The organism is Psychrobacillus sp. FSL K6-1464, from assembly GCF_038003145.1.
GTDB classification, from domain to species: Bacteria; Bacillota; Bacilli; order Bacillales_A; family Planococcaceae; genus Psychrobacillus; species Psychrobacillus psychrotolerans.
Genome location: NZ_JBBOOP010000001.1, coordinates 2,488,104 through 2,505,694 on the forward strand (window position 1 = coordinate 2,488,104; position 17,591 = coordinate 2,505,694).

The 17,591-nt window shown below is 35.6% G+C and carries 20 protein-coding genes; 1 reads left to right on the forward strand and 19 read right to left on the reverse strand.

From position 1 onward, the window contains the following. Positions 1-181 precede the first annotated feature (181 nt). The 13 genes from MKX39_RS12525 to MKX39_RS12585 all read right to left on the reverse strand — a co-directional run bounded on the left by MKX39_RS12525 (position 182) and on the right by MKX39_RS12585 (position 11,972). Entirely contained in the window at positions 182-841 is a 660-nt protein-coding gene (locus MKX39_RS12525; protein ID WP_340769738.1) for a uridine kinase family protein, read from the reverse strand. Positions 842-888: 47 nt separating this feature from the next. Beyond that, on the reverse strand, positions 889-1,506 hold the full coding sequence (locus MKX39_RS12530) for an NUDIX hydrolase (protein WP_340769739.1): 618 nt from the start codon (positions 1,504-1,506) through the stop codon (positions 889-891). Further along, positions 1,503-2,150 (reverse strand): HAD family hydrolase, encoded by a 648-nt coding sequence (locus MKX39_RS12535; protein ID WP_340771442.1) that lies wholly within the window; start codon positions 2,148-2,150, stop codon positions 1,503-1,505. Before MKX39_RS12535 ends, MKX39_RS12530 begins: the two co-directional genes overlap by 4 nt. Positions 2,151-2,346: 196 nt before the next feature. Then, a complete protein-coding gene (locus tag MKX39_RS12540) occupies positions 2,347-2,913 on the reverse strand; it encodes a YtxH domain-containing protein (RefSeq protein ID WP_340762965.1) in 567 nt (188 codons plus the stop codon). A 14-nt stretch (positions 2,914-2,927) separates the two neighbouring features. Next, positions 2,928-3,392, reverse strand: coding sequence for a DUF948 domain-containing protein (locus MKX39_RS12545; RefSeq protein ID WP_093536837.1), 465 nt, complete (start codon positions 3,390-3,392; stop codon positions 2,928-2,930). A 142-nt stretch (positions 3,393-3,534) separates the two neighbouring features. Continuing rightward, a complete protein-coding gene (gene murC, locus MKX39_RS12550) occupies positions 3,535-4,836 on the reverse strand; it encodes a UDP-N-acetylmuramate--L-alanine ligase (protein ID WP_340769740.1) in 1,302 nt (433 codons plus the stop codon). A gap of 112 nt (positions 4,837-4,948) precedes the next feature. Further along, complete coding sequence (locus MKX39_RS12555) at positions 4,949-7,450, reverse strand: DNA translocase FtsK (protein ID WP_340769741.1); 2,502 nt, start codon at positions 7,448-7,450, stop codon at positions 4,949-4,951. Positions 7,451-7,775: 325 nt separating this feature from the next. Further along, the gene (ytpR, locus tag MKX39_RS12560) at positions 7,776-8,381 is read right to left on the reverse strand and encodes a YtpR family tRNA-binding protein (RefSeq protein ID WP_340762967.1); all 606 of its coding nucleotides are present in this window, start codon (positions 8,379-8,381) and stop codon (positions 7,776-7,778) included. After that, positions 8,378-9,193 (reverse strand): DUF1444 family protein, encoded by an 816-nt coding sequence (locus MKX39_RS12565; protein ID WP_093536833.1) that lies wholly within the window; start codon positions 9,191-9,193, stop codon positions 8,378-8,380. The genes ytpR and MKX39_RS12565 overlap by 4 nt, the downstream gene beginning before the upstream one ends. Before the next feature lie 189 nt (positions 9,194-9,382). After that, positions 9,383-9,694 (reverse strand): thioredoxin family protein, encoded by a 312-nt coding sequence (locus tag MKX39_RS12570; protein ID WP_093536832.1) that lies wholly within the window; start codon positions 9,692-9,694, stop codon positions 9,383-9,385. Positions 9,695-9,707: 13 nt separating this feature from the next. Then, positions 9,708-10,220, reverse strand: a complete 513-nt coding sequence (locus MKX39_RS12575) for a hypothetical protein (RefSeq protein ID WP_093536831.1) — start codon at positions 10,218-10,220, stop codon at positions 9,708-9,710. Between the two features lie 62 nt (positions 10,221-10,282). Continuing rightward, complete coding sequence (locus tag MKX39_RS12580) at positions 10,283-10,816, reverse strand: DUF84 family protein (protein WP_340769742.1); 534 nt, start codon at positions 10,814-10,816, stop codon at positions 10,283-10,285. Positions 10,817-10,898: 82 nt separating this feature from the next. Next, complete coding sequence (locus MKX39_RS12585; RefSeq protein ID WP_093536829.1) at positions 10,899-11,972, reverse strand: M42 family metallopeptidase; 1,074 nt, start codon at positions 11,970-11,972, stop codon at positions 10,899-10,901. A gap of 156 nt (positions 11,973-12,128) precedes the next feature. On the opposite strand from MKX39_RS12585, the gene MKX39_RS12590 reads away from it, so the two are divergent. Beyond that, positions 12,129-12,443 carry a hypothetical protein gene (locus tag MKX39_RS12590; protein ID WP_093536828.1) on the forward strand — a complete coding sequence of 105 codons (315 nt, stop codon included), beginning with the start codon at positions 12,129-12,131 and terminating at the stop codon, positions 12,441-12,443. 276 nt (positions 12,444-12,719) lie between these two features. Here MKX39_RS12590 and MKX39_RS12595 read toward each other — a convergent pair whose 3' ends face one another. From MKX39_RS12595 to dat, 6 genes are all read right to left on the reverse strand, one after another. Continuing rightward, positions 12,720-13,565: a YtnP family quorum-quenching lactonase gene (locus MKX39_RS12595; RefSeq protein ID WP_340762971.1), complete on the reverse strand. Its 846-nt coding sequence runs from the start codon at positions 13,563-13,565 to the stop codon at positions 12,720-12,722. A 74-nt stretch (positions 13,566-13,639) separates the two neighbouring features. Then, entirely contained in the window at positions 13,640-14,281 is a 642-nt protein-coding gene (trmB, locus tag MKX39_RS12600; protein ID WP_340769743.1) for a tRNA (guanosine(46)-N7)-methyltransferase TrmB, read from the reverse strand. Between the two features lie 19 nt (positions 14,282-14,300). Continuing rightward, complete coding sequence (locus MKX39_RS12605; protein WP_340769744.1) at positions 14,301-15,218, reverse strand: diacylglycerol/lipid kinase family protein; 918 nt, start codon at positions 15,216-15,218, stop codon at positions 14,301-14,303. Then, positions 15,211-16,194, reverse strand: a complete 984-nt coding sequence (locus tag MKX39_RS12610; RefSeq protein ID WP_340769745.1) for a nuclease-related domain-containing protein — start codon at positions 16,192-16,194, stop codon at positions 15,211-15,213. Before MKX39_RS12610 ends, MKX39_RS12605 begins: the two co-directional genes overlap by 8 nt. Further along, entirely contained in the window at positions 16,178-16,741 is a 564-nt protein-coding gene (thpR, locus tag MKX39_RS12615; protein ID WP_340769746.1) for an RNA 2',3'-cyclic phosphodiesterase, read from the reverse strand. The genes MKX39_RS12610 and thpR overlap by 17 nt, the downstream gene beginning before the upstream one ends. After that, the gene (gene dat / locus MKX39_RS12620; protein ID WP_340769747.1) at positions 16,738-17,589 is read right to left on the reverse strand and encodes a D-amino-acid transaminase; all 852 of its coding nucleotides are present in this window, start codon (positions 17,587-17,589) and stop codon (positions 16,738-16,740) included. The genes thpR and dat overlap by 4 nt, the downstream gene beginning before the upstream one ends. Between the last annotated feature and the right edge of the window lie 2 nt (positions 17,590-17,591).

Genomic DNA, 17,591 nt, shown 5'->3' on the forward strand with positions numbered 1-17,591 from the left:
AGCTCCCTTCGATATTGGCTACAATTTTAAATTGCATAAAAGCATGAAAAAACGAGCATCTGACATAGTCAGTCCTCGTTTTTATTTTGTATAAAATTACCTATTTCAACTTGAGCCTCAAGAATTCCAACTACAGTCCCGTTTATTCCAACTAAGCCCTTCAAAATTCCAACTAGAATAATCACCACTTTAAAAGTTCATCAAAATTACCCTTTTCTAGAAAATAATCCTCATTGGAATTTTTTAAAACGACATCAAAATTCCGATGATAAGGATGCATGAATAATTCATATTGAATTCTACGCATTTCATGAGATTTTCTTAAATAATTTATATCTGTTCCTCTTTCAGAAATATCACGGATACCCCTTCTTGTTAACTCAGTTTCTCCATCAGTATACAAATACACTTTTAGGTCATATAGAGCAGGATCTGTAAATGCAACACTCATCCCTTCGACTATATTAATATTATTTTGCGAAGAAAGTAACTTGCTCGTTGAATAATTCGTACCTATTGTATAAAAATCTAAACCATCTCTCATCATATGAATATCTCTCTCTAAAGCCAATATATTATGAGCAAAAGGGTGACAGGCTGTCATTTTATCATGATGAGTTTCGTTATGATATTCATAATCTATCAACGCAGATTTTCTAAGTTGTGATCCAATAATATAAGGGTCCGTATTAATATAATTTACACAGTCCTGTCCTAAAACCTTTATAAGATTATTTGCAAGTGTTGTCTTTCCAGATGCACCATGTCCTGAAATTCCAATAGTAATTCTTTTATCCGTCGCGCTTATCCAATTGGCTATTTTATGTATTACATTCTCCATGCGTCACCTCTTCTGCTCTGAAATATTAATATCAATCCAGCTTTACCTTAATCTAATATCGTTTCTTTTTGTGGATTCCTCAGAAACTCGAAGAGCGTTTTAATCTGTGACTCCGTATTTCTATTCGTAGAAAGCTCCGGTAAATTATGTTCCGAAAAAAAGTTAATACTATTCGTTTCAATTCCTAAAGTAGGTTTTCCCCCAATAATTTCACACAATATAAATATCTTATAATAATGATAAGCTTCAGGAGGATGTGGATGTTTATTTTTATCCATTAAAGCAATTAGTCTTATTGGTAGTACGTCAAAGCCTGATTCCTCTTTTATTTCCTTCATCACATTCTCAGATGGGGATAGTCCTATATCACAAAAGCCTCCTGGTAATGCCCATTTATCATCTATATTTTCTCTTACCATTAAAATTTGATTGTTTTTAAAAACCACACCCCGTACATCTACTTTAGGAGTTTGATAGCCAGTTTCACTTGTAAATAAACCCCTAATTTTATCCATTTCTAATTCTGTATGTTCTCTCATAATTTCTATACTAATCTCACGTAATTCTTCATAACGTTCGATATCATATATATCTTTAGAAAATGCCAGCCCTGACTGAGACAAAGCTTGTATTCTTTTTGCCCACTCTAACCATTGTTTGCTCATAAGATACCTAACTTAAAGGAACTTTTAAATTCTTTTATACTTTTAATTATCAAGTTGGGTTGTTCGCTAAATGTAGATGTTTGATACTCTGACAACCACTGTACCCCAATCGTGTACACATTAGCTTGTACCCCCGCAACTATATCAGCATCACTGTCACCTATGTAAATTGTATCCGAATTATTTACTCCTAATATAGATAATGCTTTTATCAGCCCCTCTGAATCTGGCTTCGGACTTATCACATCATCCCCCGTTATGATAACATCGAATAATTCATCCATATTCAATTCTTTTAAAGAAATATCTAAACTTCTTTTTGCCTTTCCAGTAAAAATCCCTATTTTAATATCTAGCTTTTTCAAGTAATTCAGCAATTCTAGAATTTCAAGATTAGTCTCTACTAATCTATTATGATGCTCAGAATACGTTTCGTAGTAATATTCAATAGCCTCTTCCTTATTTGCACTAGACAAATTATTTCTTATAATACCTGTTTCAGAAGGACCAAACATATCCTTTATACCATCGGAAGAAATATCCTTATTATCAAACTTTTTAAACACATTTTGAAAAGCATAAAAACAAATAGGTAAAGTATTAGCCAATGTTCCATCAAAATCAAATATAATTGCCTTCATAATTGTCCTCCTCATGTTCTACAAAAATCACAAAATATTTCTCCCTTTTTTCTATATGCAATCAATGACGTTTTTAAAGCAGCGTAATTGCCTATCTCTTACTTAAATTCTATAGGAACAGGAAATTCCCTCTTATTTTTTTAAAAACAAAAAAAGCACTGCTAGATGCAGTGCTTCCTTTGATATTTATTTTATTCGATTACTTTTTATCTGATTCGGCAACAGCTTCTTTGATAGCCTCTGCTACTGCAGTTGCATTTTCTTCTTGTTCTGTTAACTCCTCAGTTGTATGAGAGATCGTTTCCATAAATTCCATTGGCTCTTCTCCCTCAGAAGAAGCAGTACCATCATCAAGAGGTGAAGAAGCACTTGGTTTAATAGCTTTTACTTTATCAACCAATTGTCCAGATTGTTCTTGAATTTGCTTAGAAAGTTGTGTTGTTTTTTCTTTTGCAGTTGATGAAAGATCGATGGTTTTATCTTTAAGCTGATTAGCTTGAGTGGAAAGATTTCCACGAAGCTCTGTTCCCGTTTTAGGTGCTAATAATAATGCCGTTGTTGCACCGATAATACCACCGATTAAAACACCGATGATAAAGTCCTTACCATTTACTTCTTCATCACGATAAATATCATCGCTATTATAGTAAGGTACTGGCGGATAATTTGAATTTCCTTGCTGATTATAAGAAGGTTGGTTTGCATAGTATTCATGATTATAAGTTGCTTCATTGTAGTTAGGTTTAGTCTGTTTTTGATTTGTCATGTAAATTCCTCCGATTATTGTGGTTTATTTTGATCGTTTTCATAGGTATAATACCCAGCACGTTCTAATGCTTTGCGTTCTTTCCATTTGTCGCGAACACCTAAGAAAACGTTACTCCATTGCACTACTTGCGCTATCTTTTCTTCATTCTTCTCCACTTCAGTTGTTACGGAAGTTGTTAAGCGTTGGATAGAATGATTAAATCCATTAACTGAACTACCTACATTTTTTACTGCATCTACTACTGTGTTCAGCTTCTCAGATTTAACTTGAATGTCTTCTGCTAAGTTATTTGTTTTATGAAGTAGTTCCGCTGTTTCTTTCGTCATATTCTGCAGATTTGTTTCTAATCCATCTAACGTGTCTGCTACATTATTTAGCGTCTTTTTAACTGAAAATAATGTCATTGCCAAACTAATACATAAGATTAGAAATGCAACAGCGGCTATAATAGCTGCTATGTATAAAAGATTTTCCATTGTCCATCCTCCTAGAAACTTGTATGTCTTATTACATTTTTACCCTATTCAAATCAAATTAAACTTCCTACCTATACTATACTACGTTTCTTTTAAATATCCTTCAAAAAAAAGCTTAATCCTCATCGGATTAAGCTTTTTCTTATTTATTTAACTTTTTTTCAAAAGCTTGTTGATACTTCTGTACGTCGCCTGCTCCCATAAATAAGAAAACAGAATGTTCATTTGTCTTTAATTCTTCTACATTTTCTTCTGTCAGGATATGACTTCCTTCAATAATATCTCCAAGCGTTTCGATGGTTAAATTCCCTGCGTTCTCTCTTGCAGAACCAAAAATATCACATAGATAAACCCGATCTGCCAAGCTCAAACTCTCACTGAATTCTTGTAAAAACTTTTGTGTTCTTGTGAAAGTATGTGGTTGGAAAATCGCAATAACTTGATGATTTGGATACTTTTGTCTAGCAGATTGAATTGTTGCTCTTATTTCTGTCGGGTGATGAGCATAATCATCAATGATAATATCATTACCTACGACTGTCTCCGTAAACCTTCTTTTAACCCCTTCAAACGACTCTAAGCCTTTTTGTATAGTATCTGCAGGGACACCTTCATATTGGCAGAGAGAGATAACTGCAAGGGCATTTAGAATAGTATGATCTCCAAACAAGGGAATTGCGAAGCGATCATAATATTCGTTACGAACAAATACATCAAAAGATGTACCTTCCGGCGTTATTTCAATATTGCGAGCTGCAAAATCATTATGTTCTCCAAAACCGTAGTAGACTACAGGAACTTCTGATTTTATTTGTTGCAAGTATTTATCATCTCCACATGCAAAGATGCCTTTTTTCACTTGCATCGCCATAGATTGAAATGCCTGGAATACATCATCAATATCTTGGAAATAATCAGGATGATCAAAATCAACATTTGTCATTATTGCATAATCCGGATTATAGGCTAAAAAATGACGTCGATATTCACAAGCTTCAAACACAAAGTTAGATGCATTTAGCATACCTTTTCCTGTACCATCACCTATTAAATAAGATGTCGGTTCGTGTCCGCTCAATACATGCGATAACAATCCTGTAGTCGACGTTTTTCCATGAGCGCCGGTAATTGCTATAGATGTAAACTGACTCATATAATTGCCTAAGAAGTCATGGTAACGAATGATTTCCAAGCCAAGTTCTCTAGCTTTGACTAACTCTGGATGACTGTCAGGAAATGCATTTCCTGCAATAACAGTCATGCCCTCCTGAATATTGGATTCATCAAACAATAAAATCTCTATATTCCGCTCGTGTAATGGTTTTTCAGTAAAGAAGTATTTTTCAATATCAGAACCTTGAACTTCATAGCCAGTATCATGCAAAATTTGCGCTAATGGACTCATTCCAGACCCTTTAATGCCTGTAAAATGGTACTTTGTCATACGTATAAACCTCCTGGGATTAGCCCCACTCATATACATTATATAATTCATGCGTCTTTTTAGACGTATTTATAATTATATCACTATTTCTTATAATACTTAAAAAATAATTTTAACCAAATATTCCCTCTAATGTTTCACTTGTTAATAATACGTCTCTTGCTTTACTTCCTTTTTGTTCTGTAATATATCCATTTTCATACATTGCATCTATTAATCGGGCTGCACGGTTATATCCTAGATGAAACTTACGTTGTAGCAACGACGTAGATGCTGTGCCCTGTTCTACGATAAAACGGCAAGCCTCTTCAAATAATTCATCCTGCTCAGAAGTAATTTCTTTTTGTAGAAGTTCCTCTTGCTCAAACAAATAATCAGGATTCCCTTGACTCCTCGCATATTCAATAACACTTTCAATCTCATCATCAGAGACATACGTACCTTGGATTCGTACAGGGCTAGACATACCATTTCCTTGATAAAGCATATCTCCCTTACCTAGTAAACGTTCTGCCCCTTGCTGATCCAAAATAGTACGAGAATCGATTTGTGATGAAACAGAAAACGCAATTCGTGTAGGGATATTTGCTTTAATCAGTCCAGTAATAACGTCAACAGAAGGACGCTGTGTTGCTAATACTAAGTGTATTCCACATGCCCTTGCTTTTTGTGCAATTCGACAAATAGCATCCTCTACTTCCGTTGGCGCCATCATCATTAAATCTGCAAGCTCATCGATGACAATAACAATATAAGGAAGTTTTTGTGCAAACTGTCTCTTCTCCGTAGCCAGCGTATTATACCTAGATATATCGCGAACGCCGATATGAGCAAACAGCTGATAACGTCTTTCCATTTCCTCCACTGCCCATTTCAATGCAGCTGTTGCAGCTTTTACATCCGTAATAACTGGGCTTACAAGATGAGGTATATGATTGAAAGGTGCAAGTTCTACCATTTTAGGATCGATTAATAGTAATTTTACTTCATCAGGCGTCGCTTTATACAATAGACTTACTAATAATGAATTAATAAATACAGATTTCCCAGATCCGGTTGCTCCAGCTATGAGTCCATGGGGCATTTTCCGAAGATCCAATGTCACTGGCTTACCTGTTAGATCCAATCCCAATGCCGCTTCTAGAGGTGAATCGGATTTTAAAAATGTATCTGTATTTATCACTTCCGATAAGCGCACTGCTCGAGACTTTCTATTCGGGATTTCTATTCCTATGGAACTCTTTCCTGGAATGGGTGCTTGAATACGAATATCTTTCGCTGCTAACGCAAGTTTTAGATCATCTGCTAGATTGCGTATTTTACTTACCTTTGTTCCTTGACCAACCGTTATTTCAAATTGAGTAACCGCTGGTCCCTGTACCATTTGAACAATCTCACCTGTTACTTGGAAATGGGACAAAGCATCTATTAATGTAAAAGCTTGCTCCTCCATCCATTCTCTATCCTCTACATTCATTTCGGGAGGTAGTAAATGACTAATAGATGGTCTCACATAATTTGATTGTTTCGCTTTTTGCTCCTGTTCCTTTAAGGTTTCAACTTCTTGCTCACCTATTGGAACATTTTCTTTTATTTCTTTTTGCTCCTGCTGAATAATTGACTTTGTTACAGGAACCGCTTTCTGTGCTATCGGAGATAATTTGTTCATAGTATCTATTCTATTCATTTTACTTTTATCTGATTTCAGCATTAATACATTAAATGGTCTAATCTTTTCTTTGACAGGTTTTTCTGTTGCTAAAATATCCGTAGTTTGCATTGGAGCATGTGTTATTTCAGGTATTTCAGTCACTGCTACCTCTGCTTGTACAGCTTCAACAAGCTCATTCACTTGCTCCAACTCGTCTACTATTTCAGCTATTTGTATATCTTCGTTTACTACCTCTATTATTTGCAAATCCTGTTCTAAAACATCCACTTGGGGGTTTTCGCCTAGTTCTGTAACAGGCGATAATTCTTCAAATGGTTTCACTGCTGCTTCTTCAATAATATTTTCTACTAACTCTATTACTTGTACATCCTCGTTTACTGCCTCAGTTACTTGCATATTTTGTCTGTTTACATCTGCTACAAGGACTTGCTCTTTTACTTCGCTCAGTTCTGGACCAGGCGTAATAGCTTGAGCATTATTTAATACGTTCGGATTTATCGTTTCCGTTCTTTGTTCTTTTTCTTCCACTTTTTTATTTAGGTTTGCTCTTGAAAATCCATAAACTGGTGATGGTACTTCTGTAGGCGTGAATGCTCTTTTCTTTCGAATTACAGGAGGAGTATCAGCTACTACTTTTTCCTCCACTATCTTCTTCTCTGCTCGGTGAACGATAGTAGGTTTCTGTGCTCGTTGTTTCCAAAGATCTTGTGTATATAGAGGTTTATATATTTGCTCTTCAACTGGAGCCTCTTCTTTATAATTTTCACCTATTTGCTCTTCCTTTGGATATCCATATACAGTTTCATTTTTTTCTTCGTCTGATATCAATGGGAAACGAAAAGGAGTTTTTTTCTTTGTAGGATCTAACGTTTGTTGCTTCTCTTTGTATTCCTCTTCATATTCTTTCTCATCTGAGGCAAATAATTTTTTTAACCAATTCAAATTCATCACTCTTTCTAAAAGATACCTCTTATTCTACCAATAATAATAGGTTTCGTCTGTATTTATAAGGTAGAATGGTAAAAAAATCATGTGTTTTAGGATTTTATCCGAGGGGAATATGCCACTTATGTATCGGAATAGCAAAATTTATGGTTAAATATTCCACTCACTTTGTTTCTTTTTAGGAACAAAAGCGTAAGTACTATATCCTCCTGGACGACACTGGAGTCTGGAAAAGATTCAATTACAGATAGTTTTGGGTCCAGAGTTTTATAATTTTCTTTTCATCAAAAAAGCACACCTTAAAGGCATGCTTGTCATTTCTTTATACTATAAATTCACTTCCAACTTCTTTTTGCTCATCTAGGATTAAAATCCCTTTTACTTCAGGTGCATTCGGAATAGCCAATTCTCTTGCAGAACATAGCATTCCACTTGAAGCTACACCTCTAAGTTCAGCATCCTTAATAACCATACCTGAAGGCATAATTGCTCCAACTTTAGCTACTACTACTTTTTGACCTGCTTCTACATTCGGAGCACCACATACAATTTGTAAAGTCGATTCACCAACATTTACTTGGCATACTTTTAACTTGTCCGCATTTGGATGTTGTTCCAATGAATCTACAAGGCCTACCACAAACTTAGGAGATAGATCTGCTTCTAATGTATAAGAAACACCGTTTTTCTCTAATGTTTTTTGCACGGTTTCGATTAATTCTGCAGTTAAAGATATATTACCTTGAACATCTAGCTCTTTGTATTTGCTAAATTCAAAAATGTTTATAGCCAGTACTTCATTTGTTGTTGCATCTTTTACTTGTGTAACATCACCATTAGTTTCCGTAATAACTTTTTCTGTTTTTTCAGGTGTTAGTTGGATTAATAGTACATCTCCAACTCCAGGTTTGTTGTAAAAAATATTCATTTTTCCTCGTTCTCCTTTGATACTCGATTTTTCGCCATGATGAATATAGGCTCTAAATCTCCGTTTTCGTAGATGAAAGATAATGAAGTAATAGGCACTGTTCCAACCGTGAAGAAATGCATCGTCATTTGCGCTAGAACATCGTAACCTGTTTCATTTCTTATATCACCAATTATCATAACATCTTGATGGGGTACAGAAATAGTCATATCTCCAGTAATTTGTTTTTTCATATCTTTTAATAGCGATTCGTTCAATATACGACTTGCATCATATCCATCGTTATTATTAAAGAAATAAAAAGTATTACCTGCTACCTCATCTATTTTATAATGATTTTCTAATTTTCTCACTTGGAAGAGTGCTCGTTCCCTTACTTCCGTTTCTCTGACTTTCCACTCCAACAACATTTTTTCATCTAGTAAACGGTAAGTCTTACCAAGATCGACTGCATAGTATACGCGTGTTTCTGCTGTATGATCTTTCGTTATAAAACGGTTACCTTCATTCGATTTAAGTGGAAAGGAAGTGGAGCGGATAACGGGATACACGGACAATGATGGATCTATTTCACCGGCCATCTCTTTTTCCATCGCTTGGAATGTTTCGTTTATTGTATATACAACCTCGTTAATCGCCACTTCTTTTTTCATTTCATATTTAGCTAAAATCGGAGGGATTGAAATCTCAATTCCCTTTCCTATTTCTTTATGAGTCAAGCGTAGCTTGTTTGTTTCTCTATTATAATCATACGTGTATATATCTTCGGAAAGCTTTGTTTTTAAATGCCTTACAAGTTCAAGTGCTTTCATTTATTATCTAGTCCTTTCAAAGTGAAACTTCAAGCCGTCGGGTTACTTATCCTGTTGAAAAACGGAACCATACAGGTTTCCCCCAGAAGTTGAACTGCCACTAGGGCATGTTTGGCTATCCTTTGGGGTGGCAGTCCTACTACTTCAGAATAAACAAAACGGTCCACTAGGTGAACCGTTTGGATGGGGTTAAATCGATTGAAGAAATGATTCAATTTCTTCTCTAGTTTTACGGTCTTTACTAACAAACCGACCTTTTTCTTCGCCATTTTCATATGCTAGAAAACTAGGGATACCAAATATATCAAGCTCGATACATAAGTCTATGAACTGATCACGATCTACAGAAATAAATGTAATATCTGCAAATTTTTCTTCTATCTCTCCCATAAATGGATCGATGAAATGACAATCTGGACACCAATCAGCTGTGAATTTAAATACAACTTTTCCTTGCTGTTTTATCTCTTTGAATTGTTCTACTGAAGCTAGGTTTTCCATATGTACCACTCCTCTAGTTTGTTGAAATGGAACGAACGATAAGCATCATTTTTTCTAAATTTTTCGCAACATCTTGTTGGTCAGAAATAGTTGTTAGTTTGATGCCACCAATGCTCGTTATAAGTTCATACTTTTCTTCACTATTTTCAATAATTGCAGCAAATCCAAATCGTCCATTTTGCTCAAATGTTTTTTCTTCTAATACTTTTAAATTTTTATCAGATGTCATCAAATCATAGTATAGTTGACTACTAGGTAATTCATTTGGATTAATAAAGAGTATAAATGATTCTTTTCCTTTAGAAAGAATAATATTTGTTTCATTAGATTCTTCTTCTATCGAAAAACCACTAGGTATAAAAATATTAATATCATTTACTTTTTCATTTGGTTTTTCTGCGTCGCCTTGAAAAGCTACTTTTGCGTTCTCAAGTCCATCTGAAGTTTGTTCTTCCAAAGAAGAGCATCCTGCTAATAAAATGACAGCTAATGACGCGATCAATAATCGCATCCAAATTCGGGTCATTCTCTTTCCTCCATTCAGTGATAACTGCTATATATTTTATCGATGATTCCCTACAGTTGCAACTACTTGGGCTTATTAGTAAATTCAAATTGCCCAATCAATAATAACATTATATGCTCGAACATTGCACTTCTATTAACAAGTCCATTGGAGAAGACACCAATGGCACCTTCATCGTGACGTATACCTTTCTTATTAGTATAGACGTCCATTACAGGTCCAAGTTCGGCACCGCCTCGTAATTGTTCAGCTATTTCCCCTGGTAGGGGTACACCAGCTCCTGTAGCAGTAAATACGTCACCGGCAGGCGTCGCCAATGCCCCCCAATTACAAATATACAATTGACCATCTATTTCTTGTACGCCGCCTTCTAAACCTATACCAAATAGTGTGTCTGAATCTTCCATTAGCTCATCTATTAACTGCTTTGCTCGGTTAATAGCACCTTGCCTAGTCTCTTCCTGACCCATCGGTTGATCGGACACTAGTGATGGAACTTCTTTGTTTTCATAATTTGCCTCTGGATAATATATACTAGTAATAGTTTGAACTGCTTTTGTTTTAGCTCTATTATGCGTACCTATTAATATTCTCATGCAATAATATTCCTTTCTAGTTAAAAAGATGCCCCGGAAGGCATCTTTTTAAAAGTATAGAGTAACATAGTCACTCCACTACTTATACATTCGATTTAATTGTCTCTAAAGTAGTACGGTCACATGATTTAACTAGTTTCACAATAAGCTCTTTGGCTGCAGCATAGTCATCTGTGTGGATGATAGATGCAGAGGTATGAATATATCGTGAACAAATACCAATTACTGCACTAGGAATACCTTCATTCGAAGTATGAACGCGTCCCGCATCAGTACCCCCTTGTGAGATGAAATATTGATATGGAATATTATGTGTTTCTGCAGTATCTAATACGAACTCACGCATTCCACGGTGTGTCACCATTGTACGATCGAAAATTCGTAAAAGTGTTCCTTTTCCTAGTTGTCCAAACTCATTTTTGTTTCCAGATGCATCATTTGCAGGACTCGCATCCAAAGCAAAGAATAAGTCTGGATTAATCATATTCGCAGATGCTTGTGCACCACGAAGACCTACTTCTTCCATTACATTTGCACCGGAATATAGCATGTTCGGAAGTTTCTCGTTTTGCACTTCTTTCAAAAGTTCAATAGCCAATCCACAACCATAACGATTGTCCCAGGCTTTAGCCATTATTTTTTTATCATTCGCCATAGGTGTAAACGAACAAACAGGTAAGATTTGATCACCAGGCTTTATACCCATTCGTAGAGCATCCTCTTTATCGTCTGCTCCAACATCTATTAGCATATTTTTTATATCCATCGGTTTGCTACGAAGTTCATCACTTAACAAATGGGGAGGAATAGAACCGATTACTCCTGGAACTGTTTGAGTCTTAGTAACAACTTCCACTCGTTGTGCAAGTAAAACCTGGCTCCACCAACCACCTAGAGGTTGAAAACGAATCATTCCATTATCTGTGATCCCAGACACCATAAATCCTACTTCATCCATATGGCCCGCAACTAAAATTTTCGGTCCATTTTCATCACCTTTTTTAAGACCAAATATACCGCCTAAATTATCTTGAACAATTTCATCTGAATATTTAGTCAGTTCATTTCGCATAAAGGCACGTACAGCATATTCATTCCCAGGTGCTCCTGGTAGTTCTGTCAATGTTTTAAAGAGCGAGCGCGTTTCTGCATTCATTAAAAAAGCCTCCTAAAGCTGTGTAGAAAATTATCTTCCCCTCTATTGTAATAAAAGTTGGGTTCGTTTACTACAATAAAACTTCGTAAACCGAAAAATTTAATCGGAACGAGGATGTATGATACACTAAAAAAAATACGATGAGGAGGAATACTGATGAAATTAAAGGATTACATGATGGGACTTGGAACTGGAATTGTAATTGGTGTTATAGCCAGCCAAGCCACGAAACAAATGGATTTCAATCGTTCAGCAGAATTAGTATTAAATGAAATTAAAAGCTCATTCAAAAAAGAGGGTCCAATCGATGGATCCTGGATATATATGACCCCTGAGAAGTTTCAAAAAGAAGCAATAAGTATGAATGTATATAAAGGCGGAATTTCTCGAGTGAAAGAAGGGGAAATTGAGCAATTTGAGTTCGCAGCAGATGCAAAAACAGGATCCGTCGTAGAATTGGTGAAAATTTAAATTTAAAAGTGGATGGTTGGTCATGATTTTCTCATGATCAACCATTTTTTTGTCATCTAATATAGTTTAGTTGGAATTTTTGGGGAGTTAGTTGGAAAAGAGTAAATTTTCCACAAAAATAACGAGGGCTGACATCGTCAAGGCCCTCGCTTTTTATCTGTCCAACGCTAGAACTGTGTCTGAGTCACTCAAGATTTCAGAAAAGTCAAAGGACGCCTTAACTTAAAATCTACCAAGTGATTATCGGGGCTGAAATAGGTAATTGAACTTTTCTTTTTATCTACTTCTCTCAACTAAATCTACTATTTCTTTTCCATCTTCGGACCATTTGATCATTCGATAGAAAGCATCGTGATAAAAGCTGAACCAATAATTTTGTTGAAGTGCTTGTTTGACCCATTTTTCTTTTGCAAACACTGAAGTCATCGGATAATCATCATATGCAAGCACCCACAGTGGGTTTTGGTGAGCATGGGTAGGCATTAGATCTGCCATATGTATGACAGTATCCTCCTGCTGCTTGAATACAACAATACTATGGCCGTCACTATGGCCTCCCGTGTGAATCATCTCAATTCCCTCTACTATTTTAAGAGAATTTGTAAATGGTATCACTTGGTCTTCTATTGGCTCCCAATTTTCTTTCCAATATGTGTTTTTAGAGCGAATGTTAGGATTTTTCATTTCATTCCATTCCACATCGGATACATAAATTTTAGCATTTGGAAAAGTGGAAACAATTCGGTTTTCATCCCATTTTGTTAAACCACAGGCGTGATCGAAGTGAAGATGAGTCATCATAACAATATGGATGTCTTCTGGCAATAATCCTAATTCTACAAGATTATCTTCCACTTGAGATTGATCGGTAACACCGTAGTTTCGCAATTGCTTCTCCGTCATTTTCCGGTAGCCAAGACCTGATTCCATTAAAATGTTTTGCCCCTTATATTGGATGAGTAATGGATCCGATGGCAGTTCAATTTGATTTTTCTCATTGACAGGATATTTCTTTTCCCATAATGGTTTTGGAACAACTCCAAACATGGCACCCCCGTCCATAAAAGTTGTTCCTCCCTTTAACCATGTAAATGACATTTCGTGAAATTGAAACTTGTCCATTCTCCCACGCCCCTTTTCAAATATTCCTCGGTGTATACATTTATCGAGCTAACTAGCATTTCCACTCACTAAAGTTACACGTATTTTGCTTCAACTCGGTATATTGGTTGACCTTTTGCAGAAAACTTTTCTTCATATTCCGTCATAATATTATCTTCCGGCATATTAACATGCAAATCGAGAGAGACCTCTTTGATAAGCATTCCAAAAGCTGACATACTCGTTAATGAATACTCAAATAAACCTCGATTATCTGTTTTGAAATGGATTTCAGCATGATCTACTAGAATCGATTTGTATAGTTCTAAAAACTCTGCATGTGTTAAACGTCGTTTCGCATGCCTAGTTTTTGGCCATGGATCTGAGAAATTTAGGTATACACGGTCTACGTCATTTTTTTCAAAATACTTTGCAAGATCAGATCCGTTTACTTTCAATAATCGTAGATTAGGTAATGGCTGAGCGGCAATCGCATTTTCTAGCGCTGACACTATCACACTGTCATATAACTCTATGCCAATATAATTGATATCGGGATTTTGCTTTGCCATTCCTGTTACAAACTGCCCTTTTCCTGAACCTACTTCAATATGCAATGGATTGTTATTCTTAAATACTTCTGCCCATTTCCCTTTAACTTCTTCTGGATTTGGGATAACTATTTCCGGATGAGCATTTATAAAATCCTCTGCCCATGGTTTATGTCTTAACCTCATTATTCAAACTCCTCTTTCTTTAACGGTTTGCTAAATTCCATGCATGTGCTTCTATTGAACATGAATAAGCTATATCTTTTTCTGTTATACATGAAAACTCACCATCCACATGGCCATACACTTCATCATGAATAACCATATTAAAATCTGATGATTGATACTGTTTTACCTCTTTAAATTTAGTATGTTTTCCAAAGAATACTGTACCAAAAATAAATAACAATTTCCATCTTGATAATTTGCTTACTACTGTCATCTCAAGTAATTGATCATTAGGAATGGAATCAGGAGAGATTTTCATTCCACCTCCAAAAAAAGGCTGATTACAAATTACAAAAAACCAAACATCATCATATCGAGTGACTTCATCTTTATTATGTAAGGTAAAAGAAAACGTTTTAAACGTTAGTAACTCTTTTATAAGAAATAATATGTATGCAAGTTTACCTAGCCTAAAAAGGTTCAGCCTGCTTTTCCAAACAGAATAATTTGCAAGGTAAACAACTTTTGCATCAAAACCAAATCCGGCATTATTAACAAATTTGTATTCCGATTTTGGAGTGTTTACTGTTCCAATATCCATCTTGGTGTGGGAATTACTATGTGCGACTTCCTTGAGGTCTTTCAATGTATGAAAAACATAAAAAGTTCGTCCAAAGTCGTTTCCACTCCCAGCCGAGATTATTCCAACTCGAACATGCTCAAAACCAACTATACCCAAAATAATTTCGTGAATAGTACCATCACCACCAACTCCAACTAAAAGCAAATCATCCATTGATTCGGCGCATTTTTTGGCTATTTCGGTGGCGTGATCTTCTCTTTCCGTCATATAAACTGTGTGAGGAAAATCGATTGTTTCTCTCCATTTCCTCCACACCTTCTTGCCTAAACCATTCCCTGCGTGCTCATTTACGATAAAGACAATATTATTCATTGGTTTCCTCATTACCTATATCCCAACTAGATCTAGAATATGAAGTGGTTTGTACTAGATCTAATATCGCCTGGGCTGCTTTAAATTGCATATGCTTCATCGGAGAATGTGAAGATTTCAATGAAAGAAACCATTCAGGAAACTTTCTCGTATCGACAAATTCTGTATTAAACGAATTCCCCGGATAATCAATATAACCATTTCTTGAAAGAATTACTTTTTTTATCGGCAATTCTACGTCCTGCTGTTGGAAAATTCGTCCTAATATCGATTCCATTCGATTTAGATTAATCGTAGGATTTAATATTTTCTTTTCATCTTTCCCACTTTTCTTAAGCCAGAATCGTTCCCCACTCCCTATAAAAGCATCGGAATTTTTGCCCTCAAGTACTACAATACAAACAACTTCAGTAGGAAGTATAAGTATGATATCTAGCTCTATTGGAGCCTTTTTTAGCTTCAAGATTGGATAATAAAAGACAAAATAATTATCTGGTAGTTTCAGTGTAAAATCCCTCAGTAGTGTGTCACGCATATATTTTGGATCTACATAAGACTTTTCACGTAAAGTGGAACTTGCCCATTTTAATTGAAAGTGAAACAGCTGATCTAGATACATACGTTTTAACTCTTCTTTTGTTTGAGGTTTATAAACTAGTTTAGGTTCAAAAAGCAACGTAGTAGATTCTTCTGATACTGGAATCTCTTCCGTCAACTCTTTATTTTCCCAGTCTAAGTCTTCTACTATTTCTTTCTTGCTTTTTGGAAACAGAATCGAGAAAAGTGATTTTTTCTTGTATTCTACAACTACTTCATCTTCCTTTTCAATCCACTCAGAAGTAAAAGAACCTCTTTCCCACTCTTCCTTTGTACGATCCCACTGTTGTTTTTTTAAACGTACAAACTGCGTTGGGTATCTTTTTAAATCTACTTGATAACGGGAAACATAATCTTGTAATTTAACTAGTTGGGCCATTATTTTCACCCCTCCTCCACTTAACTGTGCATATTTCTTCATAACGCGGAGACCGATTCACATTAACGGTAAAAATGGAGAAACTTAATACGTCAAAGACTACATCAGATAAGTTGAACGCTTTTAAATTTAGCAACTCCAAAGAAGCCCATTTTTTTGCCATTGTAATATGAGCAGTGAAATCGTTTGTTTTCTGTACCTCTATAAAGTTACTTAACAGTTGCACAATTTTTTGCTGCAATAATTGTAAAGAATCGCTTTTTTCTAATGACGTATATACAACACGCGGGGTAGCTTCATTACCAAAATGAGCTACTCCACTTGTTTTCAATTCGAACGATTCCCACTCTAAACGATTTAGCGAATGAATTATTTGCTGTAATATACCATCTGCTACATGCCCTAAATAATAGAGCGTGATATGAAGATCTTCTGCAACTGGTAAGATTTTATGAGTCCTGTGTAAATTGGTTTTATCACGTTCCTGAATAATTGCAGCAGCTAACTCCTTAGGGATTTTTATAGCGATAAAACAATGCTTGTTCATGCTTCAACGGATGTAGGAATTCTTTTTTCAAAAGCTAATTGTAGCTTTTCAGCCCATTCGCCACGTTTTCCAGTACCAATTATTTTATCGTCAATCGAAATGATTGGCATTACTTCCGCATTCGTAGAAGACATAATCATTTCATCCATTTCTAATGCTTGCGCTTTTGTAAATGCTTCTTCCACTACCGGCAGTCCTACTTCTTCACAACAATTCAAAATAACTTGGCGTGTAATTCCGTTAAGTATTAAATTACTAACAGGATGTGTATACAAAACTCCATCTTTAATACCATACATATTAGAAGATGAACCTTCTGTAATTGTTTCTCCACGATGTAGTACAGCCTCATAGCAGTCTTTACTAACAGCTTCTTGTTTTGCTAGAACATTTCCTAACAAATTTAACGATTTGATATCACATCTAAGCCAACGAACGTCCTCTACAAAGCAAGCTTTTACTCCATTTTCTAACTGTGTATGTGGGCGTGTTGTTTCTTTTGTATAGGCTGTTAGAACAGATTCCACTGCTGGAACTGGAAAATTATGCTGACGCATGCTTGTTCCTCGGGTAACTTGAAGATACACTTGACCATCTTGAAGTTCATTCATTTCAATAAGTTCGTGTAACATTTTATGCATCACGTCTTTTGTATATGGAATAACTAGTTGAATCTTGTCTGCACTCGCATATAGTCGATCAATATGCTCTTTAGCTGTGAACATATCGCCGTTGTATATTTTGATCACTTCATAAATTCCATCTCCAAATTGATAACCACGATCTTCGAATCCAATTTTCACGTCTTCTTCTTGTACAAATTGATCATTCCATAATACTTTTACCATGT